Below are 19,850 nucleotides of genomic sequence, written 5' to 3'. Positions count from 1 at the left end.
GGACGAGCGACTCAGGCATCCGACGCTGTGTTGACCGGAGACGAGTCCCCTGATCGAGCACTGGGTTGGTCCGCACAGAGCGTGCGGTCGCCGCTAGAGCTTATCCCGTTCCGATTGAATCGGAACGGGGCTCTAGATTCTCGGTTTGACGCGTTTTCTTGACGCGAACCGGTACCCACTTCGCTCGAAAACGCTCTAGATGTCGTAGTACAAATGGAACTCGTAGGGATGAGGTCGCAATCTGATGGGATCGACCTCCTTCTTCCGCTTGTAGTCGAGCCATGTTTCGATCACATCGGCGGTGAAGACATCGTTGCGCAGCAGGAATGCATGATCGCGTTCGAGCGCGTCCAGCGCTTGATCCAGCGACCCCGGCGTCGACTTCACCTCCTTCGCCTCGGCGGGCGGCAGGTCGTAGAGGTTCTTGTCGATCGGGCTGCCCGGGTCGATCTTGTTGCGGATTCCGTCGAGGCCGGCCATCAGCATTGCGGCAAAAGCCAGATAGGGATTGCAGGAAGGATCCGGCGAGCGAAATTCGACACGCTTGGCCTTTGGGTTCGGCGAATACATCGGAATGCGGCAGCAGGCTGACCGGTTGCGCTGGGAATAGACCAGATTGATCGGAGCCTCATAGCCCGGCACCAGGCGCCGATATGAGTTCGTGGTCGGGGCGCAAAGCCCGCACAACGCCCAGGCGTGGGTCAGCAGGCCGCCGATGTAGTGGCGGGCGAGCTGACTCAGTTCGGCATAGTCGCCCCTGTCGTAGAACAGGTTGGTCTCGCCTTTCCACAGCGACTGATGAACATGCATTCCAGACGCGTTGTCCTCGAACAAAGGTTTCGGCATGAATGTTGCGGTCATGCCGTTCTGGCGGGCGGTGTTCTTCACCACGTATTTGTAGATCATCAGATTGTCCGCCATGCGCGTCAGCGTGGTGAAGCGCATGTCGATTTCGTTCTGCCCACCGGTCGCGACTTCATGGTGATGGGCTTCGATCTGGATGCCCAGCTGCTCCATGGTCAACACCATTTCGGTGCGGAGCGCCTGCATGCTGTCCGTCGGGGGTACCGGAAAGTATCCCTCTTTCGGGCGCGGTTTGTGTCCCAGATTGGGCGCTTCCTCCGAGCCGGTGTTCCAGCTGCCTTCATCGGAATCGATTTCGTGGAAAGCGTAATTGATGCCCTGTCCGTAGCGCACGCTGTCGAACACGAAGAATTCCGCCTCCGGACCGAAGTAGCTGATATCGGCGTGGCCTGTCGCCTTCAGGTGAGTTTCGGCTTTCTGGGCGATGTACCGGGCATCACGGCTATAGGATTGACCGGTCACAGGGTCGCGGATGTTGCAGATCAATACCAGGGTGGATGCGGTGGAATACGGGTCGAGAAAGGCCGTGGTCGGGTCCGGAACGACCAGCATGTCGCTTTCCTGGATTTCCTGAAAGCCGCGGATCGATGAGCCGTCGAAGCCAATTCCATCTCCGAGGGCATCGACGCTCGCCGCGCTCGGAGGGACGGAAAAATGTTGCCATACCCCCGGCAAATCGGTGAAACGCAGATCGATCATCTGCACGTTCTCGTCCTTGACCGCCTTCACGATATCTTCGGCTGTTGCGCACTTCGGAAACATGGCTTCACTCCTGTCATGGAGAGCCGCGTCGTTGAGATTGTGCTGCCGTTCAAGCCGCCATTGCGAGGCTCGAACGGGTCCCGCTCCACGTTCTGCGCTGCTCGCTGCCAGCCTCAGCTTTGGTGTGGCCCGCGCATCAGCTTCATGGCGTCTTCGATATGTCGCCAGGTCCTGGCCAGCTCGGCCTCGCCTCTTGCTTCGAGCTCGATGGCGTTTTGGGCAGCTTCCGCAATGGCCTTGGCGCCATGTGCCTCGAGCAACTGCCGCGCATAGTTGTGGATTTCGATTTCTCGCATGGCGTCATCCTCCTCTCGTCCTGAGCGCAACCGCAAATGCCGGTCGGGCCGCGAACCGCAGACGTTGACACCTGGTCAAGCGCACACAGTGTGCATCTTGCTGCGGCGCCATTGCAAGAGCGCTTTCCCGGGTAGCGGGGACGCCCGGCTGGACGTGGGCTACGGATCAGCAGCGGCAACACATCGCAGGTCGGACCGATGCTTTTTGGTCCGCGCCGCACCATGTCTTCGGAAGAAGGAGGTGAGGATCATGCGCATTCAACACTGGCAGGATGCTGCCAGCCTGTTGGTGGGCGCCTGGCTGGTTGCATCGCCGTTTGCTCTGGGCTTCTCCGGGGCAGCTCTCTGGATCTCCATCGCGCTCGGATTGGGCGTCGTGCTGTTCGCCTTGGAGGCATTCATCATTCCGTCCTATCTGGAGGAATGGGGTGAGATGCTGATGGGGTTGGCTCTGGTAGTCGCACCTTGGACGTTCAGCTACGAGCCAGGATCGGTCACGACGAGCAGCGTGCTCGCGGGCATCGTGGTGATCGTGCTCGCGTGCTGGGAGCTGACGATGGATCGTGATTTTGCCACCTGGTGGCACGATCGCTGGCATCACCGAGCTGGCTGAGAGGGAGCTGACTGAAACGTTGGCCTGACCGCCAACCCAAGGCGGCCGGAGATTGGACTTGCGTGGCGCGGAATCCTCTCCGTCCGGCTCCGACGTAATGCGGATACCGCTTCGCGGAAAGAAAACGCGTCAAGACAAGATTCCAGACCCCCCGTTCCGATCCCATCGGAACGGGGCGGCGCTGGTCGCCCCTCAGCAAGGTGACTCCGTCACGATGCGGCTTTCGCCTCGATCTGCTCCCAGATTCTGGTTTTGCGTGTCTCGGGCATGATGAAAACGGCGATCACGAAGCACACCGCGGGAACGACAATCGGGTAGATCAGCGCGTAGCCGATGCTGCCGGTCGCTGCGAAGGCGGCTGATGTGATGAAGGGTACCAATCCGCCGCCCCAACCATTGCCGATATGATACGGCACCGAGACCGAGGTGTACCTGATCCTGGCCGGGAAAAACTCCGCCAGAAACGCGCCGACCGGCCCGTACACCATCCCGACGTAGCAGACGAGGATGAAGATGATGAAGACGGCGACCGGATAGTTGATGTGTCCCGGCTGCGTGACCATGCCGAGCCACAGATACAGCGGATAGTAGGTGATCGCGGCAAGCAGCATGCCTCCGAGGATCACGGATTTGCGGCCGATCTGATCCGACAGCCAACCAAAGAAGATCAGGCTCGGCGTTCCGATCAACAGTGCGGCTCCCACAATGTAGGCCGAGGTAACCGCATCGACCTTGGAGACCTGCTGCAGGAAGTACAGTGCCCAGAATTGACCACTGTACCAGACCACGCCCTGCCCAATCAGGACGACGATCGCGATCAAGATGTACTTGATGTTGGCGCTGAGGAAAGCTTCCCGCCAGGGATTCCTGGTCATCTGTCCGCGTGCCTTGATCTCCTGGAAAATCGGCGTCTCCTGGAGCTGCAGGCGGATGTAGATGGCGATGGCCACCAGCAGGAACGAGACCAGGAACGGAACGCGCCACGCCCATTCGTCAAAGGCCTGATTGCCGGCCCAGGTTCGGGTCAGAACGATCACGGCCAGCGACACCACGATCCCGAGTGTCGGCGAGGTTTGTAGCCAGCCGGTGTAGTAGCCGCGGCTGTGATCCGGAACATGCTCGGCGACGTAGGTGATGGCGCCGCCATACTCGCCGCCCAGGCAGAGACCCTGGATCATCCGCAAGCCGAACAGAATGAATGCGGCCGTCAGGCCGATCGACTGATAAGTCGGGATCAGTCCGATCGCTCCCGTTCCCAGGCCCATTCCGCTCAGCGTAATGAGGAATGTATATTTGCGGCCGACCCGATCGCCCATCCATCCGAACAGGAAGGCCCCTAGCGGGCGGATCAGGAATCCCGCAGTGAACAGCGCGATCGTGCTCAGCAGGGCTGCAACGGGGTGGGATTGCTCAAAGAACTTGACCGACAGAACCGCGGCCAGGCTGCCAAAAATATAAAAGTCGTACCATTCAATGATGTTTCCCACTGACGCGGCGACAATCACGCGACGAAAATCGCTCGGTACTTGAATTGCCATGTGTCGCTCCTCTCAAATGCAAACGCTACTCCTCGCGTTTTTCAGCGATCAATCCGCTCGCGGAGTGCGCGTGGTGCGCGGCGTTACAGGCGAGATTTGCGAGTTCGTCCGCAACGCCTGATCTCAGGGGAGTTGTGGCCGCCTGAGAGGAGCTCCAGCGGCCTTCAAGTGCCGCGAGCCGTCACTGCCTCATCCCGGTCTCTCCGGGAGTGGAGGCATCGGGACAGTCTATTCCTAATGTGATCGGTATCTTAATGAGACTTTCGGCTCGATCGATTTGACGCAGGCGGCAGCTGTGGCCCGGCGCGAGGTCGGCAAGGCGCAGGACGATCCAGGTACCCGGGCGTTGCCGGTCCGTATTCTGCATCCGTTCCGCTAGTCGGGGGACGGGGCCATCCGCTAGCCTGCCGCTCGGCAGGGATCGCAAGCGGAATGGCGGAGCAGGGCACGACGCCGGGCGGCAAACGCGGCTACGCGGGGACGTGGCCGCCGCGCGCGGCTGCGCCGGCTGGCGGCTATTTCCCGGCGCGCGTCGGCATCTGGAAGCCTGTCGTCGAGACATTGCGGCGATGGGCGGGCGCGGAGGCGGGGGCGGGCCGGTTGTTGCCCTGGGTGCCGGTGGCGTTCGGCACTGGTATCGCCTTCTATTTCGCGGCCGAGCACGAGCCGGTGCTGTCGGTCGCGGCCACCGTCGCAATCCTGCTCTGCCTGCTGGCGCTGCTGCTGCGGCGGCGCAGCGTGTTTCCCGTCATCGCGATGCTGGCCGCGGTGGCCGCAGGCTTTGCGACGGCGACCTGGAAGACGGCGCGCGTTGCTCACACGGTGCTGGCGCGGCCGATGTTCTCGGTGGCGCTGACCGGCTTCGTCGAGGCGCGTGACATCCGCGAGAAGACCGATCGTTTCGTGCTGCGCGTGGTTTCGATGGAGAGCCCGCGCGACATGACGAAGCTCGATCGTGTCCGGCTTTCGGTGAAGAAGGGCACTGCGCCCGATGTCGGCAGCTTCGTAGAGTTGAAGGCGCGGCTGTTGCCGCCGCTCGGGCCGCAGCGCCCGGGCTCCTATGATTTCGGACGTGACCTGTATTTCCAGGGCATCGGCGCCTCCGGCTTCGTGATGGGCGCGGTCAAGACCAGGGAGCCGCCTGCGACCGGCGGCTTTGCGCTGCGCTACGCCGCCTTCATGCAAGGCCTGCGCGACGCCATCGACGCGCGGATTCGCACCACGCTCGACGGCGACCAGCGCGCGATCGCAACCGCATTGCTCACCGGCCGGCGCGACGCGATCTCGACGCCGGTCAACGATGCGATGTTCATCTCGGGGCTCGGCCATGTGCTGTCGATCTCCGGCTACCACATGGCCGTGGTCGCCGGCGTCGTGTTCTTCGCGGTGCGCGCGCTGCTCGCGCTGTTTCCGGCACTGACGGCGGGGCATCCGATCAAGAAATGGGCGGCGGCGGCGGCGCTGGTCGCCGCGGCATTCTATCTGTTGCTGTCGGGTGCGGAGGTCGCGACGCAACGGTCGTTCTTCATGACCGCCGTGGTGCTGCTCGCCGTGATCGTCGACCGCCGCGCGATCACCTTCCGCACGCTGGCGGTGGCGGCGCTGATCGTGCTCGCGATCGCGCCGGAGGCGCTGGTGCATCCGAGCTTCCAGATGTCGTTTGCCGCGACGCTCGGGCTGGTGGCGCTGGTGCAGATCGGGCTGCCGAACCTATTCGCGTCGCCCGACCATTCGGCGACCGCGCGGGTTGCGCTGTGGGGCGGGCGCGAGCTCACCATGCTGATGCTGGCCTCGCTGGTGGCGGGGCTGGCGACGACGCCCTACGCCGCGTTCCACTTCCACCGCGTGACGCCCTACGGGCTGCTCGCCAACCTCGCGGCGATGCCTGTCGTGTCGGCGGTCGTGATGCCGGCCGGCCTGCTGGGCCTCGTCGCCATGCCGTTCGGCTTCGACGGCGTGTTCTGGGCGATCATGGGTCTTGGCATCGACTGGATGATCCTGGTGACGCAATGGGTCGCCGCACTCCCGGGCGCGGTCGGCCGCATGGCGGCGTTCGGGATCGGGCCGCTGATTGCAGCGAGTGCCGGCATCATCCTGCTCGGGCTGCTGCGTACGCCGCTGCGCTGGTCGGGCGCGGTTCTGCTGCTGGTGGCCTCGGTCTGGGCGCTCAGGGTGCCGCAGCCGGACGTGCTGGTCTCCGGCGACGGCCGCAACGTCGCGGTGCGCGGCGGTGACGGGCGGCTGCATTTGATGCACAGCGCCAAGGATGCGTTCCTGGTCAAGGAGTGGCTGGCGGCGGACGCCGACGCGCGGACCGCCACCGATGCGTCGCTCGGCGACGGCGTCTCCTGCGATGCCGGCGGCTGCGTGACCCAGGGACTAGGCGGCGCCTTCGTCGCGCTGGCGACCCGGCCGGAGGCGCTGGCGGACGACTGCGAGCGCGCAGGCTTGATCGTGACGGCGCGGGCGGCGCCGCGGGGCTGCACGGCGTCGGTGATCGATGCCGAGCGGCTGCGGCGCCACGGCGCGCTGGTACTGCGGCGGACCAGGGACGGCTACGCCGTCGATGCCGTCAAGCCCGGCGGGATCGACCGGCCGTGGTCGCCGGCGGTTCCCGGCGACGGCGAGAGCGAGACGACGCTGCGCGCAGCCGCCGCCGCACCGCGGCCTGCCGTGGATGCGACGCCGGCCGAGTCCGATCTGCAGGGCGATGACTAGCGGTGGTCCGGCGAGGGGGCGCTCGGCAGCTCGAACAGGCCGAGATGGTATTCGTCGGAGTCGGGGCCGGCGTCGGGCTTCTTGACGAGGGTGAAGGAAGCCTCGGGAAATTGCTCCCAGACTCTCAGGTCGTCGGCCGTCACCGTCAGCCAACCGAACCGGAACATGTAGCGGCCCGGTTCCGTGACGCGTCCAGCCTTTTGCCATGTGACCTTATCGACCACCGCGCACGTCCTCCGTGCCCGATGATGCGCCAAGGCGCCGGCTGACGCAAATTTCCTCGTGCGCCCCGGAAGCGGAAGTCCGGGGGCGCCCGAAATTGCTTAGGTCATCCGCCGCCGAACAGCCCATTCCGCGGCGACGATGCGCTCAACCCAAAAACAGCGTTGCAAATGCGGAGGGCCGCCGCTCCACCACCTTCGGCTTCTGCTCGACCGGCGGATGCAGCGCCGGCAATTGCAGCACGCTGACGCGCTGTCCCTCGACCAGCTGGGTCACCAGCACATGGCTGCCGTCGGGGAATTCCACCGCGTCATGATGCCGATCGGGCACGTCGGGCTCGACTTCGTTGAACACGCCGACGCGATAGTTCAGCGTCTTGGTCCAGATCCAGCGGCTGTCGTAGCGAACGTTCTCGGCGAAAGCGAGCTCGGTGCCCGGCAGCATGCAGACCGCGACAGTGGGATCGTTTTCCGAAGCAAAACCGCGGGTCGACGTGCCGCGGAACGTCGTCGTGATCAGCGTCTCTCCGACAATGGCGGGGCGCGATGCCACGGCGTGCAGACTATAGTCACACATCGGATGGCTCCTCATTTCGAGGTAGCGACCCGTGCCTCTCTTGAGGCATTGGGGCCTCTACCAGAGTGGACGATAGCGAACGAGCTTCCGCTCGTTTCTGGGCGATTGTACGACTGGTCCGAGACCGACCCCGATCACAAACACGCGACGCTGCGCGAGAGGTATCGGAGCGCATCGGGCAGGCCGTACGCTACGCTATCATGCAAGGAACGATCCGACGTGTTGCTCGTTCCCGGCCGCCGCAAGTATTTGCAATTCAGTATTTGCGATACAGGCCGATCAGCTTGCCCTGGATGCGGACCCGGTTCGGCGGCAGGATGCGCACTTCATAGGCGGTGTTGGCCGGCTCGAGCGCGATCGATGCGCCGCGGCGGCGGAAGCGCTTCAGGGTGGCTTCCTCCTCGTCGATCAGCGCCACCACGATGTCGCCGGTATTGGCGACGTCGTTGCGCTGGATCAGCGCCATGTCGCCGTCGAGGATGCCGGCATCGACCATCGAGTCGCCGCGCACCTCGAGCGCATAGTGCTCGCCGGCGCCGAGCATGTCGGGCGGCACGCTGATGGTGTGGCTGCGGGTCTGCAGCGCCTCGATCGGCGTACCGGCGGCGATCCGGCCCATCACGGGGACCGCGACCGGACGGTTGCCGTCGTCCTCGGCGATCGGCGGCGTGCTGGCGCGCCGGCCGAGGGTGCCTTCGATGACGCTGGGCGTGAAGCCGCGTCGGCCGTTGCCGCCGCCGGCCGAGAGTTCGGGCAGCTTGATGACCTCAATGGCGCGGGCGCGGTTCGGCAGGCGGCGGATGAAGCCGCGCTCCTCCAGCGCAGTGATCAGGCGGTGGATACCGGACTTCGAGCGCAGGTCGAGCGCATCCTTCATCTCGTCGAAGGAGGGCGGTACGCCGGCCTCTTTCAGACGTTCATTGATGAAACGCAGAAGTTCGTACTGTTTGCGCGTGAGCATCTCGAGTATTCCCCCGGTTGATAGCGGCGTTCGATTCCGAGACTCTTCTGGTGGGGCCTGCAGGCGGGGCCTGACCTCAGGAGCATGTGCTCGTTGCACTTGCTTCCACGCGGCTTCCCGATTGTAGACACCAGTACTCGAAACAAATCATGAACGGACACTATATGTTCGATATGTGTTCCGCAACCACTTAATTTCCGGTGAACGGATCAGGCAACGCACGATCGGCGGGGCGTGAAAACCCTATTCGGGCAGCGTCAGGATCTCGCATTCGCTGCCTTTGACGGCCGCCGCCGCAAACGGCGGACGCACGAGAAGTGCCCGTGCCGCAGCGAGATTCGCGAGCAGCGACGAATCCTGCTGCGTCACCGGCGTTGCGATCAGCTTGCCGTCCTCGCGCGCTTCGAGACGCGCCCGCAGATAGTCCTCGCGCTGGTCGTTGGCGGCGAGGTCGCGGCCGAGCAGGGCGCTCGCGCGGCGATGATGAATCACTTTCCGGCCGCTCAGCGCCCGAATCAACGGCACCAGGAACAGGAAGGCGCAGACATAGGACGACACCGGATTGCCGGGCAGGCCGATCACCCGCATCGCGCCGAGCCGGCCATGCATCATCGGCTTGCCGGGCCGCATCGCGATCCGCCAGAACGCCATCTCGACGCCCTCGGCCTCCAGCGACCGCTTGACGAGATCGTGGTCGCCGACCGAGGCGCCGCCTGTCGTAATCAGGACATCGGCGCCGGCCTCGCGTGCCCGGCGGATGCCGGCCGTGGTCGCCTCCACCGTGTCGGCGGCAACGCCGAGGTCGACGGTCTCGGCGCCTTCGGCGCGCGCCAGCGCCCGCAGCGCGTAGCCGTTGGAATAGACGATCTGGCCGGGACGGGGCCGCGAGCCCGGCATCACCAGTTCGTCGCCGGTCGCCAGCACCGCGACCTTCGGGCGGCGGCGCACCGCAAGTTCCGGATAGTTCATGGCGGCCGCCAGCGACAGCGCGCGGTCGGACAGGTGGCTGCCGCCGGCGAGCAGCACCTCGCCCGCACGGAAATCGACCCCGGCCTGGCGGATGTGCCGCCCGACGCTGGCGGCCTCCGTGATCGTGATGTGGTCGCCGTCGACGGCGGTGTCTTCCTGGATGATCACCGCGTCGGCGCCATTGGGGATCACGCCGCCGGTGAAGATCCGCACCGCCTCGCCGGCGCCGACCGTCCGCCCGAACGGCCGGCCGGCGGCGACTTCGCCGATCACCTTGAGCCGGGCCTTTAGATCAGCCGCATCGGCGGCGCGCACCGCATAGCCGTCCATCGCCGACATCGGCTGCGGCGGCTGGGTGCGCAGCGCCGCGAGGTCGTGCGCCAGCGTGCGGTGGTAGGCGGCATCGAGCGCGACCATCTCCTCTGGCAGCGGTTCGGCGCCGGCGAGGACGGCGGACAGGGCATCGGCAACCGGCATCAGGGCCACGCTCAGAGCTCCTCAATTCCTAATGTCCAAATACCAAGTGCGGTCAAAGCCCTTGCCACGTCATCCGTCGATGTCACGTGGATAGCATGAAGGCCGCGCGCCCGTGCACCTTCGATATTGGCGGCCAGGTCGTCGAAGAACAGGATCCGCGACGCCGGGACGCCGATGGCTTTTACCACATGATCATAGGCCTCGGCGTCGGGTTTGCGGAAGCCGATGCTCGAGGACAGGAAGACGTTGCGGAAATGGCTGAGCAGCTCGGCATGGGTGACCGAGAAGTGCGCGACATGGGCCGGATTGGTGTTGGAGAAGGCGTAGAGCGGCATCCGCTCGGCGGCCGCCGCGAGCAGCGGGGCGATGCCCGGCATCTCGCCGGTGAAGATCGCATTCCAGCCCTCGAGGAACTGGGCGTCCGTGATGTCGATGCCGAGAGTCCGGCGCAGGCTTTCGAAGAACGCCGCGTCGTCGATCCGGCCGATCTCGTGATGCTTGAAACTGTCGTCGACGACAAATCGCGTGGCGAGCTCGGCGGGCGCACAGCCGGCGTGCTGCGCCCAGTGCGCCATCACCTTGTCAAAGTCGATGTCGAGCACGACGCGGCCGATATCGAACAGCAGCACGTCGACGGAGTTGGGAGAGAGTCGCGAGGTCATTGCGTGAAACCGTGTACGAGAATTGCGGGCAGGCGGCAATGTCCTCGATTTCAGTGACGGGTGTGTGGATTGTACGTGGCGTTGCATTCATCGCGAGACTGTTCCCGCGCACACCACCGTCGTCCCGGCGAAGGCCGGGACCCATCACCACCGGATTTGATCAGGAACGGGATCGTGGCCCCGGCGTCGCGCAACAATTGAGATTTGGGGTAATGGGTCCCTGTGTCTTGGAAGTGTGTCAGGATGAGGGTGGGCGGGAAGCCGTTGGGTCCTTGGCGCTTGACGCCGTGAGCCGGCTCGGTCTCCCGCCCGTTCCATCTATCAACCTGAACAGTTGCACGAGGCTGCACCAACAGACCTCGCATCACAGGGACAGGCACCGTGATCATAGCTCTTCGTTACGTCGGAATCGACATCTCCAAGAAACACCTCGATATCTTTGATGAGGCTGACGGCGTGCCGAGGCGCATTGCCAACGCGACACAGGCCATCACACAGCAGGTGGCGCGTTGGCAATGCGATGCGCTGGTGGTCTTCGAGGCGACGGGTATCTATGACCTCGCGCTTCGCGAGGCGCTGCGTCAGGCCGGGATCCAGTTCGCACGGATCAACCCGGCCCGTGCCCGCGACTTTGCACGGGCCAGCGGCCTACTCGCCAAGACCGATCCGATCGATGCGCGGATGCTGGCGGCCTTTGCGCGGGCCATGCAGCCCGCCCCCGAGCAGGTCGCCGATCCTGCACGGGGCGCCTTGGCGAGGCTTGCAAAACGGCGGGATCAGCTGGTCCTCATGCGCGCCCAGGAGAAGAACCGGCGCAGCGAGGCCGACGATCGCGCCATGGCCGAACGCATCGGCCGCCTCATCGAGGTCCTCGACAGCGAGATCGCCGAGATCGAGGCCGACATCAGCGCATTGATTAAAGCCGAAGCGCAGATCGCGGACGATGCGAAGTTAATGCGTTCGCTGCCCGGCGTGGGTCCCGTGGCCTGCATGCAGCTCATCGCGCAGATGCCGGAACTCGGGCGGGTCGGACCGAAACAACTCGCAGCGCTCGCTGGCCTTGCTCCCTTCAACGTCGACAGCGGCACCTTCCGCGGCAAGCGCAAGATTGCGGGCGGCCGAAAGCGCGTTCGTGACGCCCTTTATATGGCGGCCCTCAACGCAGTTCGCAGAGCTGATCCGTTCAAGGCCTTCTATGCACGACTGCGACAGGCCGGAAAACCAGCCAAACTCGCCCTCATCGCCGTCGCCAGGAAGCTGCTCACGGTCCTCAATGCCATGATGCGAGACCGAAAGCCGTACCTGCAGACCAAACCAACATAACAGTTGCCGGCCTTCGCCGGGACGACGGCGGGTGTTGTCGCTTGTGCGTCAAACATTCGCATTCTCGCGACATGATATGTCCGAGCCTTGCTCTTTTCACCCTATATTTTTGCTGCGGTGCTTGGCTTGCCGCGTCGGGCAACTCAGTGGCACGCGCGCGCGCGTTTTCGGCACACCAAGCGGCTTGTTGACGCCTCCCGGCGGCTTGGTGCCCGCCGGGCGTAGCTCTCACAGCCTGGACAGTGCCAGGCCGAGGTAACCGATCAGCGCACCGGTGCTGAGAATGATGACGACGAGCGCCTGCTCCGAGCGTGCTTGCAAGGTTTTCCGGGTCACGGTGTTCGACGCTCCGTCTTCGAGATCATGCGGTCCAACGAACAGCATCAATTTCCGTTCCGGTCGTTCCCGGGGAACCTTCATGACGTGCCCATGCAGACTGCACACCCGGACGAGCGACGCGACGAACGCGGAACAGGAACGCGGCTTGGCCGCCTATGAGGGCGGTGCGATCCCCGGAACGGGGAAAGCGCGGCACATCTCGACGCTGTTCGACCTCAGTCGCTTGACGACCGCTGCATCTCCCTTCGACCGGAGGGATCCCGCAATGAGCTCGGCGATGAGGCGCATTTCGGGCTCGCCCATGCCGCGCGTGGTCGCCGCCGGCGTCCCGAGGCGAATGCCGCTCGGCTTGAGCGGCGGACGCGGATCGTCGGGAATGATCTGCTTGTTTGCGGTGATCCCGACGGCGTCGAGGATGTTCTCGGCCGCGCCGCCGTCCAGGCCGACGCTGGCCACCGTATCCACGACCATCATGTGATTGTCGGTTCCGCCGGTGATCAAGGTCATGCCGCGTTCCATCAACGCTTCGGCCAGGACCTTCGCGTTACGGATGACCAGCCCTGCATAGGCCTGAAAATCGGATGTCGATGCCTTCTTCAGCGTGACCGCGGTTCCGGCCACAACGTTCATGTGCGGACCTCCCTGCAATCCCGGGAACACCGACGCGTCGATCTTGCCGGCGAACTCCCGGCGACAAAGAACGATGCCGCCGCGCGGTCCGCGAAGCGTCTTGTGCGATGTCGTCGTCATCACGTCGAAGCCCGCATCGAGCGGATTGCGCAAGGCGTTGCCGGCGATCAGGCCGCCGTAATGGCTGACGTCGGCCATGGTCAGTGCACCCACCTCATCGGCGATACTCTTGAAGGACGCATAATCCAGATCGCGCGGATAGGAGCTGTAGCCGCACAGCACCAGCTTCGGACGGACGTGCCGGGCCATGGCGCGGAGCCCATCGAAATCGATGGCGCCGCCGTTTGACGGCTGCGTCTTGTAGCGGGCGAAGTTGAAGAGCCGCCCCATGTGCGACACGGGCGCGCCATGGGTGAGATGGCCGCCGTGTGACAGGTCCATCGCCAATATCGTATCGCCGGGCTGCAGCAGGCCGAGATACACGGCCTGGTTCATTGGCGACCCGGACAGAGGCTGAACGTTGGCATGTTCGGCGCGGAACAGCGCGCAAGCTCGCTGTCGGGCAAGGTTCTCTATCTGGTCGGTAAATTCCTGGCCGCCGTAATAGCGGCGCCCCGGATAGCCCTCGGAATACTTGTTGGTGAACACCGACCCGAGCAGCTCGAGAACCTCGGGATAGGTGTAATTTTCCGACGGAATCAGCTCGACGCCGTCTTGCTGGCGGCGCTCTTCGCCCTCGAGCGCAAGGGCAACTTCCGAATCGTTGAGGTGGAGTTCATTGCGGAATGACGGCATGGTCCGGGCTCCCTAAGACGCTGGATCATCAGCTGAACGGGTGCCCAGGCGAACGGCGCTAGAACCCTTCGCGCTTCACCGTGGTCAATTCCACGTAAGCTCGCCAGTCGCGCGAGGGGCGAATGAGCCTGCGGAGCTCATCGCGAGCAGAAGGTTATCCAATCCCCGGCGCGCTCGCAAGAGTTGGTCGCTGCCGCCGCCGCGGGCTCAGCGTTCGCCGAGATCGAGCTGCGTCAGGATGCCTTGCCGCAGCGCGAGGCGGACCAACTCGATATCGGTGCCGACGCCGAGCTTGTCCTTGATCAGGGAATGCAGGTTCGCGACCGTCTTGGGGCTGAGGTGCAGCGCCTCGGCGATCTCCTCGGTGGTGTTCTCCGCGAGCAGCATCCGCAGCACCTCGAATTCCCGCGCGGTCAGGAGGTCGGCAGCCTTCCTCTCGCCGGCAAGGTGGCTGAGCGCGAGCTCGTGGTCGATATCCGGGCTGATCGCGATCTTGCCCGACAGCGCATCCATCACGGCGTGCACCAGCGTCTCCGGCGGGCTGGTCTTGGTGACATAGCCGCTCGCGCCGGCGCGGATCGCCTGCACGGCAAAGGCCGCGTTCTGGTGCATGGTGAACACCAGGATTTTTGCGCGCCTGTCCCACTGCCGGAGGCGGCGGATGGCCTCGATGCCGCCGATGCCGGGCATCGACAGGTCCATGATGACGAGGTCGGGCCCGGTCTCCTTGTAGAGGCGGTAGGCCTCGACGCCGTCGGAGGCTTCGGCGACGACGCAGAGGTCCGGCTGCTTCTGCAGCATCGCCCGGTAGCCCTCCCGAACGACGGCGTGGTCGTCAACCAGCATGATGGTTCGCGCCGCATGGCTCATGCCGCGCGCTCCACCGGTGCGGCCTCTCGGCTGGCCGCGACGGGAACGATGACGCGGAGCGATGAGCCGCTGGGCTGTCCGGTCTCGAAGCTGAGCCGCCCGCCCAGCGCGGCGACCCGTTCGCGCATGCCGAGCAGGCCGAGGCCGGACTTGAGCTGGGGATCGCCTTGTAGATCGCCGGGCTGGCCGTCATCGTCGATCGCGAGCACGATCGCGCTGTCCCCGCCGCCGGGCGCCGCCTCGCGCATCTCAAGCCGCAGCATCACGCGCGTGGCGCCGGCATGCTTGGCGGCGTTGGTGAGCGCCTCCTGCACGATGCGGTAGAGGTTGGCGCCGACGGAGGCGGCAAGGCGCTCGAACGATCCCGATATGGTGATCTCGAACCGCGGCTGTCCCCGGCTGCGGCCGTTCCAGCTAGCGACCAGGCCTTCGAGGCTGGCCGCAAGTCCGAGTTCGTCGACATCGGGCGGGCGGAGCCGGAAGAGGGCGCCGCGCAGCGTCTCCATCATGCCGGTCGCGGTCCGCGCGATGCCGTCGCATTCGGCGAGCAAAGGCGGGCAATCCGCGGCCGCGGTCTGGCGCGCCGAGGCGGCGAGCGCACGGATGGCGGCCAGCGACTGCCCGAATTCGTCATGCAGCTCGCGCGCGAGGTGCCGGCGTTCCTCGTCCTGCACCAGGATCAGTTTCTGCGTCAGCGCGTTGCGGTCGGAGAGCGCGGCAGCGAGGCGCTCGGCGAGCTGGTTGAAGACGTCGCCGATCGCCGACAGTTCGGCGAGATCGAACGGCGGCAGGCGCGCGGCGAGGTCGCCTGCGGCGATCCGTTCGAGCCCGTCGCGGATCTGCCGCGTCGGACGCAGCGCGCGCGCCAGCGCCGCATAGACCAGGGCGCAGAGCAGCGGCAGCGCGATCATGAACACCGCCATCAGCCGGCCGGCATCGTGCCAGGCCTCGGCGGTCGGCACCGCCGGATCGATCCAGGCCACAGCCTCGCCGACGGCGTTGCCGCGCGAAACCACCTGCCGTACAGTCTCGCGGCCGGGATCGAACAGGCGGCGATAGAGCGCCGCGAAGGCCAGCGGCGGCGCGGCCTGATCGGCTTGCGCGCCGCCGCAGAAGCGTTGGCTGATCTCGCCGCTATTGCTGCGAAAGGCGATGCACAGTCCCGGCGTCATGACCGTAGCGGCAACGCTGTCGAGATCGGGAAAGTCGGAACGCGCATTGTTCAACCATTGGATCTTGCTCTGCTGCAGCTCCAGCGTCTTGGCGGCGACATCGGCAACGGCCGCGATCCGCCCGCGCACCGAGCGGTCGGCCTCGACCAGGAAATAGCCGGAGATGACGGCAAAGCAGAGCGTCGAGACGATCGCCACGCGCAACGTCAGCCGCAGTTTCAGATCGCTTCCGGACCAAATCCACATTGGCGTATCCTCAGAGATCGCAGACGAGCCTCAGTGCGCGGTCGCGGGCAGGGCCGTCGCGCACATTAAACGGCAGAACGGAGGCGCCGAGAAGCGCCGCTGTCGGCGCGGACCATCGTCGTGAAATTTTCCCGGCACCGGGCGGGAGGCACTCCGCTGCGGCGCGGAGGCCAGTTGGCCCAGGATGCGACCGACCCGCCCGCGCCAGCAGCTGAAAGGCCCCAATCATGCGTCAGTCCCGTCTCGTTCTGCTCTCTGTTGCCTTGATCGGCCTGCTGGCCGGATCTTGTCCGCTGCGCGCCGAAGCCGGCAGGGCGACGGCATCCCCGCTTGGCGTCAGCATCCACGATTTCGGCTATGTTGATACGTCAGGCGAGGTGATCGACCAGACCGCCGCGCATCAGAGGCGGCTCGATGCGTTCATGCGCGCGCTGCGCGCCGACGTCGCCGCGGAGCCGCGCTATCGCCTGGTGTCATCGGCGGCGCCCGCAGGCGAGGCCCGGATCAAGGTGGTCGGCGGCGTGCAGAAGATGAGTACGCTGGTGCAGTGGGCCAAGGTGGCGGTCATCGATGTCGAAGCGAACCAGGTGCTCTACGAGAAGCTCTACACGTTTCGCGGCGACACTGATGAGGCATGGGACCATGCGCGGATGTTCGTGTCGCGCGAGGTGCGCGGCGTCCTCGCGGCCGTGCTGCCGCCGGGGCAGACCGCCGCTGCGGCGCCGATCGGGCTTGCGGTGTTCGCATTCGAGCTCGAGGACACGTCCGCGGCGCCGTCGTCCGGCCTTGCCGACGCCGATGCAGCCTACCTCGCCGATGTCACCAAGGGCGTGCGTGACCGGCTTGCGCAGTCGGGCCGCTACCGCCTGGTCGATACCGGCGGCGCGACCGCGGAGCCCGTCAAGGCGCGTGCGCTGCGTGACTGCGACGGCTGCGAAGCCGCGATTGCGCAACAGCTCGGCGCCGATCAATCGCTGATCGGCGTGATCAGGCGGGTCAGCCGGACCGAATACACGATCGGCTTCCAGCTGCGCGACGCCCGCAGCGGCGCGGTCGTCTCGCGCGGCGACAGCGGCCTGCGGATGGGAGCCGATTATTCCTGGACCCGTGGCGCGGTCCGCCTAGTCGGCGACCGCCTGCTCGAGGGGGCGGCGCAGCGCTAGTGATGCGCCGCAGCCACGGCCGCAACTTTGGCAGGCGGACCATAGCAAAGTGCGATAGCTGCTAGACACAGCGTCATCTGGCTCCGGGCTCATGCGTGCGCTATCACCGCCGTCTGATCACCGCACAGGAGCCGCCGATGCGTTTGCCCGCCATCCTCTTCGCTCTCACGCTCGCCGCAAGCCCCGCGACGGCCGAAGAGCTGTCGGGCACGCTGCAGAAGATCAAGGAGGCGAAGAAGGTCACGCTCGGCTTTCAGGAGGCTTCCGTTCCCTTCAGCTATCTCGACGACAATCAGCGGCCGATCGGCTTTGCGCTCGACATCTGCCTGAAGATCGTTGATGCCGTGAAGAAGGAGCTCGGCGTATCTGACATCGCCGTCGACTACCTCCCGGTGACCTCGTCGAACCGCATTCCGCTGATGGTCAACGGCACGATCGATCTGCATTGCTCGGCGACCACCAACAGCGCGGACCGCCAGAAGCAGGTGACCTTCACCAACACGCACTTCCTCAGCGCGACACGCTTTGCCGCCAAGAAATCCGCTGGGATCAACACGATCGACGATCTCAAGGGCAAGTCGGTCACCGCCGTTGCGGGCTCGGTGAACCTCACGCAGCTCATCAAGGTCAACACCGAACGCAAGCTCGGCATCAACGTTCTCCCGGCCAAGGACCAGGCCGAGGCGTTCCTGATGCTGGAGACCGATCGCGCCGAGGCCTACGCGCTCGACGACGTCCAGCTTGCCGTTGCGATCGCGCGGTCGAAGCAGCCTTCGTTCTACATGATCAGCGAGGAGGCGTTCTCGAAGGCAGAGCCGTTCGGCATCATGCTGCGCAGGGAGGACACCCCGTTCAAGGCGCTCGCCGACCGCGCCACGGCGGAACTCTACAAGAGCCCCGAGATCGAGGTCATGTACAGGAAATGGCTGGAAGCGCCGACCCCGCCGAAAGGTATCAATTACAACGTGCCGATGTCGCCGGCGCTGCGCCACGCTTTCGCCAATCCGAGCTCGAGCTTCGATCCCGATGTATACGAGGTTGCGAAGTAGCAGAAAGTAGCCCGCATGAGCAAAGCGACATGCGGGTAAGGTCCAGCTTGAATCGATGGCGGGACCCCGGATGTCGCGCTCGCTGATCCGAGCTACAATTGGCCGACAGGGTGGCGGAAAACAGATCGCCGCGTCCAGCCATCAATCCATGGAACGGCTTTTCGCGCGCATGGCGAAAAACGAAATAGCGTCTCATATACATCGGGCGGTTTTCTCTTAAGCTCGCAGCAGTTGTGACTGTTGTTCAGGAGCTCAAGCCGGTGACTACGCCATTTTCGCTTTCGCGACGTTCTGCGCTCGGCGTGCTTGCCGGAAGTCTGATCACCGGCGGTGCGCGCGCGGAAACCGGAGCGGGGGGCGGCACCGATCTCGGCGGCGTTACATTGCGCGTTGCCTACTACAAGGGCGGCTGGCGCCAGCTGTTGCAGGCCGCGGGCGAGGACAAGACGCCGTACAGGATCGAGTGGAAGGAGCTCAACAACGGTGTGCTCCACATCGAGGCCTTGAACGGGGACGCGCTCGACATCGGTTCGGGCAGCGAGATTCCGGCGATGTTCGCGGCGCGCCAGAATGCCAAGGTGCGCTTCGTCGCCGTCACCCATGAGGATCTCAACATCCAGGTCACGGTGGCGGCGAAAGACGCGCCGATCCATTCGATCGCCGATCTCAAGGGAAAGCGCGTCGGCTATGTGCGCGCGACCACGGCGCATTATTTCCTCGCCAAGCAACTCGAGGAAGCCGGCCTTGCGTTTGGCGATATCGAGGCCATCAATCTGACGCCGTCCGACGGCTATTCGGCCTTCGCCTCCGGCAAGCTCGATGCCTGGGCGATCTACGGTTATAACGGGCAGCTCGCGATCGCCAAGCAGGGCGCGCGGCTGCTCAAGACCGGCGCCGGCTATCTCTCGGGGAATTTCCCGATCTACGCCAATCCGAAGGCCGTCGACGATCCGCTGCGTCACGCGGCCGTGAGCGATCTGCTGCTGCGGATCCAGCGCGCTTATGCGTTCGCCAACAAGAATTTTCCGGTGTATGCGGCCGCGCAGGTGGCGGAGACGCATCTGCCGTTGCAGGACATCCTCGACCAGTTCGCCCGTCGCAGCGACGACTTCGCGCTCGCCGGGGTGACGCCTGACGTGCCGGAGACGCACCAGAAGGTCGCCGACACCTTCCTCAAGCTCGGCGTGCTCGACGCGCGCGCGGAGGTTGGAAAATTCTGGGACACCAGCTTCAACGAGGCGATCGCGGCGGGCGCAGCGAGGCTCGCGAAGCTCTGACCGCGATCTGGCCTGTATAGGCTACGTACGTCATTTGCGGGCGCGCCGGCGCGATTGTGGTCCTGGGAGACCAACAGCAGTCCGCGGGCACCTCCTATGATTTACGGCCCCAGCGTGACGGCTGGGGCCGCAGGAGGTGGTGTGTGCCTCTGGGGCAATGAATCAGAGGACAGTTTCTGAACCGCACGCTGATGACAATGTTCCAACCGGCTGCGGCCGGCGGCGCCATGCTGCCATGCAGACTGAGAAGCTTGCAGACCGCGCCGGGACCGTACCATCATGACGTCATCAGGCCCGAATCGAATGCGGGCCCGGTGGACGCCCCAGC

Annotated in this window: 18 protein-coding genes and 1 riboswitch; of the genes, 6 read left to right on the top strand and 12 right to left on the bottom strand. The window is 65.0% G+C overall.

Going from position 1 to position 19,850, the window contains the following annotated elements; translation table 11 throughout:
- Positions 1–195 precede the first annotated feature (195 nt).
- Positions 196–1,626, bottom strand: a complete 1,431-nt coding sequence (glnA, locus tag XI02_RS23475) for a type I glutamate--ammonia ligase (protein WP_016841591.1) — start codon at positions 1,624–1,626, stop codon at positions 196–198.
- 113 nt (positions 1,627–1,739) lie between these two features.
- On the bottom strand, positions 1,740–1,922 hold the full coding sequence (locus XI02_RS23470; RefSeq protein ID WP_016841592.1) for a hypothetical protein: 183 nt from the start codon (positions 1,920–1,922) through the stop codon (positions 1,740–1,742).
- A 250-nt stretch (positions 1,923–2,172) separates the two neighbouring features.
- Here XI02_RS23470 and XI02_RS23465 point away from each other — a divergent pair, with 250 nt between their 5' ends.
- Entirely contained in the window at positions 2,173–2,535 is a 363-nt protein-coding gene (locus tag XI02_RS23465; protein WP_026192812.1) for an SPW repeat protein, read from the top strand.
- Between the two features lie 209 nt (positions 2,536–2,744).
- Here the strand turns inward: XI02_RS23465 and XI02_RS23460 are convergent, their stop codons facing one another.
- A complete protein-coding gene (locus tag XI02_RS23460; RefSeq protein WP_026192811.1) occupies positions 2,745–4,073 on the bottom strand; it encodes an MFS transporter in 1,329 nt (442 codons plus the stop codon).
- Between the two features lie 432 nt (positions 4,074–4,505).
- Between XI02_RS23460 and XI02_RS23455 the strand changes: the two genes are divergently transcribed.
- The gene (locus tag XI02_RS23455; protein ID WP_018271833.1) at positions 4,506–6,791 is read left to right on the top strand and encodes a ComEC/Rec2 family competence protein; all 2,286 of its coding nucleotides are present in this window, start codon (positions 4,506–4,508) and stop codon (positions 6,789–6,791) included.
- Here the strand turns inward: XI02_RS23455 and XI02_RS23450 are convergent.
- From XI02_RS23450 to XI02_RS23430, 5 genes are all read right to left on the bottom strand, one after another.
- Positions 6,788–7,015, bottom strand: a complete 228-nt coding sequence (locus XI02_RS23450) for a hypothetical protein (protein ID WP_016841598.1) — start codon at positions 7,013–7,015, stop codon at positions 6,788–6,790. The two genes, XI02_RS23455 and XI02_RS23450, sit on opposite strands and share 4 nt — an antisense overlap.
- A 145-nt stretch (positions 7,016–7,160) precedes the next feature.
- Positions 7,161–7,589 carry a hypothetical protein gene (locus XI02_RS23445; protein WP_026192810.1) on the bottom strand — a complete coding sequence of 143 codons (429 nt, stop codon included), beginning with the start codon at positions 7,587–7,589 and terminating at the stop codon, positions 7,161–7,163.
- 256 nt (positions 7,590–7,845) lie between these two features.
- Positions 7,846–8,550, bottom strand: a complete 705-nt coding sequence (lexA, locus tag XI02_RS23440) for a transcriptional repressor LexA (protein ID WP_016841600.1) — start codon at positions 8,548–8,550, stop codon at positions 7,846–7,848.
- Positions 8,551–8,793: 243 nt separating this feature from the next.
- Positions 8,794–10,005: a gephyrin-like molybdotransferase Glp gene (gene glp / locus XI02_RS23435; RefSeq protein WP_026192809.1), complete on the bottom strand. Its 1,212-nt coding sequence runs from the start codon at positions 10,003–10,005 to the stop codon at positions 8,794–8,796.
- A 2-nt stretch (positions 10,006–10,007) separates the two neighbouring features.
- Positions 10,008–10,658: an HAD family phosphatase gene (locus tag XI02_RS23430; RefSeq protein WP_018271831.1), complete on the bottom strand. Its 651-nt coding sequence runs from the start codon at positions 10,656–10,658 to the stop codon at positions 10,008–10,010.
- 381 nt (positions 10,659–11,039) lie between these two features.
- On the opposite strand from XI02_RS23430, the gene XI02_RS23425 reads away from it, so the two are divergent.
- The gene (locus XI02_RS23425; RefSeq protein WP_018271587.1) at positions 11,040–11,981 is read left to right on the top strand and encodes an IS110 family transposase; all 942 of its coding nucleotides are present in this window, start codon (positions 11,040–11,042) and stop codon (positions 11,979–11,981) included.
- Between the two features lie 228 nt (positions 11,982–12,209).
- Here the strand turns inward: XI02_RS23425 and XI02_RS23420 are convergent, their stop codons facing one another.
- The 4 genes from XI02_RS23420 to XI02_RS23405 form a co-directional block, all read right to left on the bottom strand.
- Positions 12,210–12,365 carry a hypothetical protein gene (locus tag XI02_RS23420; protein WP_016843803.1) on the bottom strand — a complete coding sequence of 52 codons (156 nt, stop codon included), beginning with the start codon at positions 12,363–12,365 and terminating at the stop codon, positions 12,210–12,212.
- Between the two features lie 108 nt (positions 12,366–12,473).
- Positions 12,474–13,745, bottom strand: a complete 1,272-nt coding sequence (gene glyA / locus XI02_RS23415) for a serine hydroxymethyltransferase (protein ID WP_016843804.1) — start codon at positions 13,743–13,745, stop codon at positions 12,474–12,476.
- A gap of 35 nt (positions 13,746–13,780) precedes the next feature.
- Positions 13,781–13,866: riboswitch (ZMP/ZTP riboswitch) on the bottom strand.
- A gap of 86 nt (positions 13,867–13,952) precedes the next feature.
- Positions 13,953–14,615 carry a response regulator transcription factor gene (locus tag XI02_RS23410; RefSeq protein ID WP_016843805.1) on the bottom strand — a complete coding sequence of 221 codons (663 nt, stop codon included), beginning with the start codon at positions 14,613–14,615 and terminating at the stop codon, positions 13,953–13,955.
- Complete coding sequence (locus tag XI02_RS23405) at positions 14,612–16,033, bottom strand: sensor histidine kinase (protein WP_016843806.1); 1,422 nt, start codon at positions 16,031–16,033, stop codon at positions 14,612–14,614. Before XI02_RS23405 ends, XI02_RS23410 begins: the two co-directional genes overlap by 4 nt.
- A gap of 227 nt (positions 16,034–16,260) precedes the next feature.
- Here XI02_RS23405 and XI02_RS23400 point away from each other — a divergent pair, with 227 nt between their 5' ends.
- The 3 genes from XI02_RS23400 (at position 16,261) to XI02_RS23390 (ending at position 19,522) form a co-directional block, all read left to right on the top strand.
- Positions 16,261–17,196: a DUF3280 domain-containing protein gene (locus XI02_RS23400; protein ID WP_026192808.1), complete on the top strand. Its 936-nt coding sequence runs from the start codon at positions 16,261–16,263 to the stop codon at positions 17,194–17,196.
- 137 nt (positions 17,197–17,333) lie between these two features.
- Positions 17,334–18,245, top strand: coding sequence for an amino acid ABC transporter substrate-binding protein (locus XI02_RS23395; RefSeq protein ID WP_026192807.1), 912 nt, complete (start codon positions 17,334–17,336; stop codon positions 18,243–18,245).
- A 260-nt stretch (positions 18,246–18,505) separates the two neighbouring features.
- On the top strand, positions 18,506–19,522 hold the full coding sequence (locus XI02_RS23390) for an ABC transporter substrate-binding protein (protein WP_240537230.1): 1,017 nt from the start codon (positions 18,506–18,508) through the stop codon (positions 19,520–19,522).
- The last annotated feature ends 328 nt before the right edge of the window (positions 19,523–19,850 follow it).

Source organism: Bradyrhizobium sp. CCBAU 21365 (assembly GCF_015291305.1).
Taxonomy (GTDB): Bacteria; Pseudomonadota; Alphaproteobacteria; order Rhizobiales; family Xanthobacteraceae; genus Bradyrhizobium; species Bradyrhizobium elkanii.
The sequence above is the reverse complement of the archived record's forward strand: the minus strand, read 5'-3'. Positions and strand labels throughout refer to the sequence as shown.

Bases quoted from the DNA above. Each gene is read 5' to 3' on its own strand.
- glnA (WP_016841591.1), bottom strand. From the start codon at position 1,626: ATGTTTCCGAAGTGCGCAACAGCCGAAGATATCGTGAAGGCGGTCAAG.
- XI02_RS23470 (WP_016841592.1), bottom strand. From the start codon at position 1,922: ATGCGAGAAATCGAAATCCACAACTATGCGCGGCAGTTGCTCGAGGCA.
- XI02_RS23465 (WP_026192812.1), top strand. From the start codon at position 2,173: ATGCGCATTCAACACTGGCAGGATGCTGCCAGCCTGTTGGTGGGCGCC.
- XI02_RS23460 (WP_026192811.1), bottom strand. From the start codon at position 4,073: ATGGCAATTCAAGTACCGAGCGATTTTCGTCGCGTGATTGTCGCCGCG.
- XI02_RS23455 (WP_018271833.1), top strand. From the start codon at position 4,506: ATGGCGGAGCAGGGCACGACGCCGGGCGGCAAACGCGGCTACGCGGGG.
- XI02_RS23445 (WP_026192810.1), bottom strand. From the start codon at position 7,589: ATGTGTGACTATAGTCTGCACGCCGTGGCATCGCGCCCCGCCATTGTC.
- lexA (WP_016841600.1), bottom strand. From the start codon at position 8,550: ATGCTCACGCGCAAACAGTACGAACTTCTGCGTTTCATCAATGAACGT.
- XI02_RS23430 (WP_018271831.1), bottom strand. From the start codon at position 10,658: ATGACCTCGCGACTCTCTCCCAACTCCGTCGACGTGCTGCTGTTCGAT.
- XI02_RS23420 (WP_016843803.1), bottom strand. From the start codon at position 12,365: ATGCTGTTCGTTGGACCGCATGATCTCGAAGACGGAGCGTCGAACACC.
- glyA (WP_016843804.1), bottom strand. From the start codon at position 13,745: ATGCCGTCATTCCGCAATGAACTCCACCTCAACGATTCGGAAGTTGCC.
- XI02_RS23410 (WP_016843805.1), bottom strand. From the start codon at position 14,615: ATGAGCCATGCGGCGCGAACCATCATGCTGGTTGACGACCACGCCGTC.
- XI02_RS23405 (WP_016843806.1), bottom strand. From the start codon at position 16,033: ATGTGGATTTGGTCCGGAAGCGATCTGAAACTGCGGCTGACGTTGCGC.
- XI02_RS23400 (WP_026192808.1), top strand. From the start codon at position 16,261: ATGCGTCAGTCCCGTCTCGTTCTGCTCTCTGTTGCCTTGATCGGCCTG.
- XI02_RS23395 (WP_026192807.1), top strand. From the start codon at position 17,334: ATGCGTTTGCCCGCCATCCTCTTCGCTCTCACGCTCGCCGCAAGCCCC.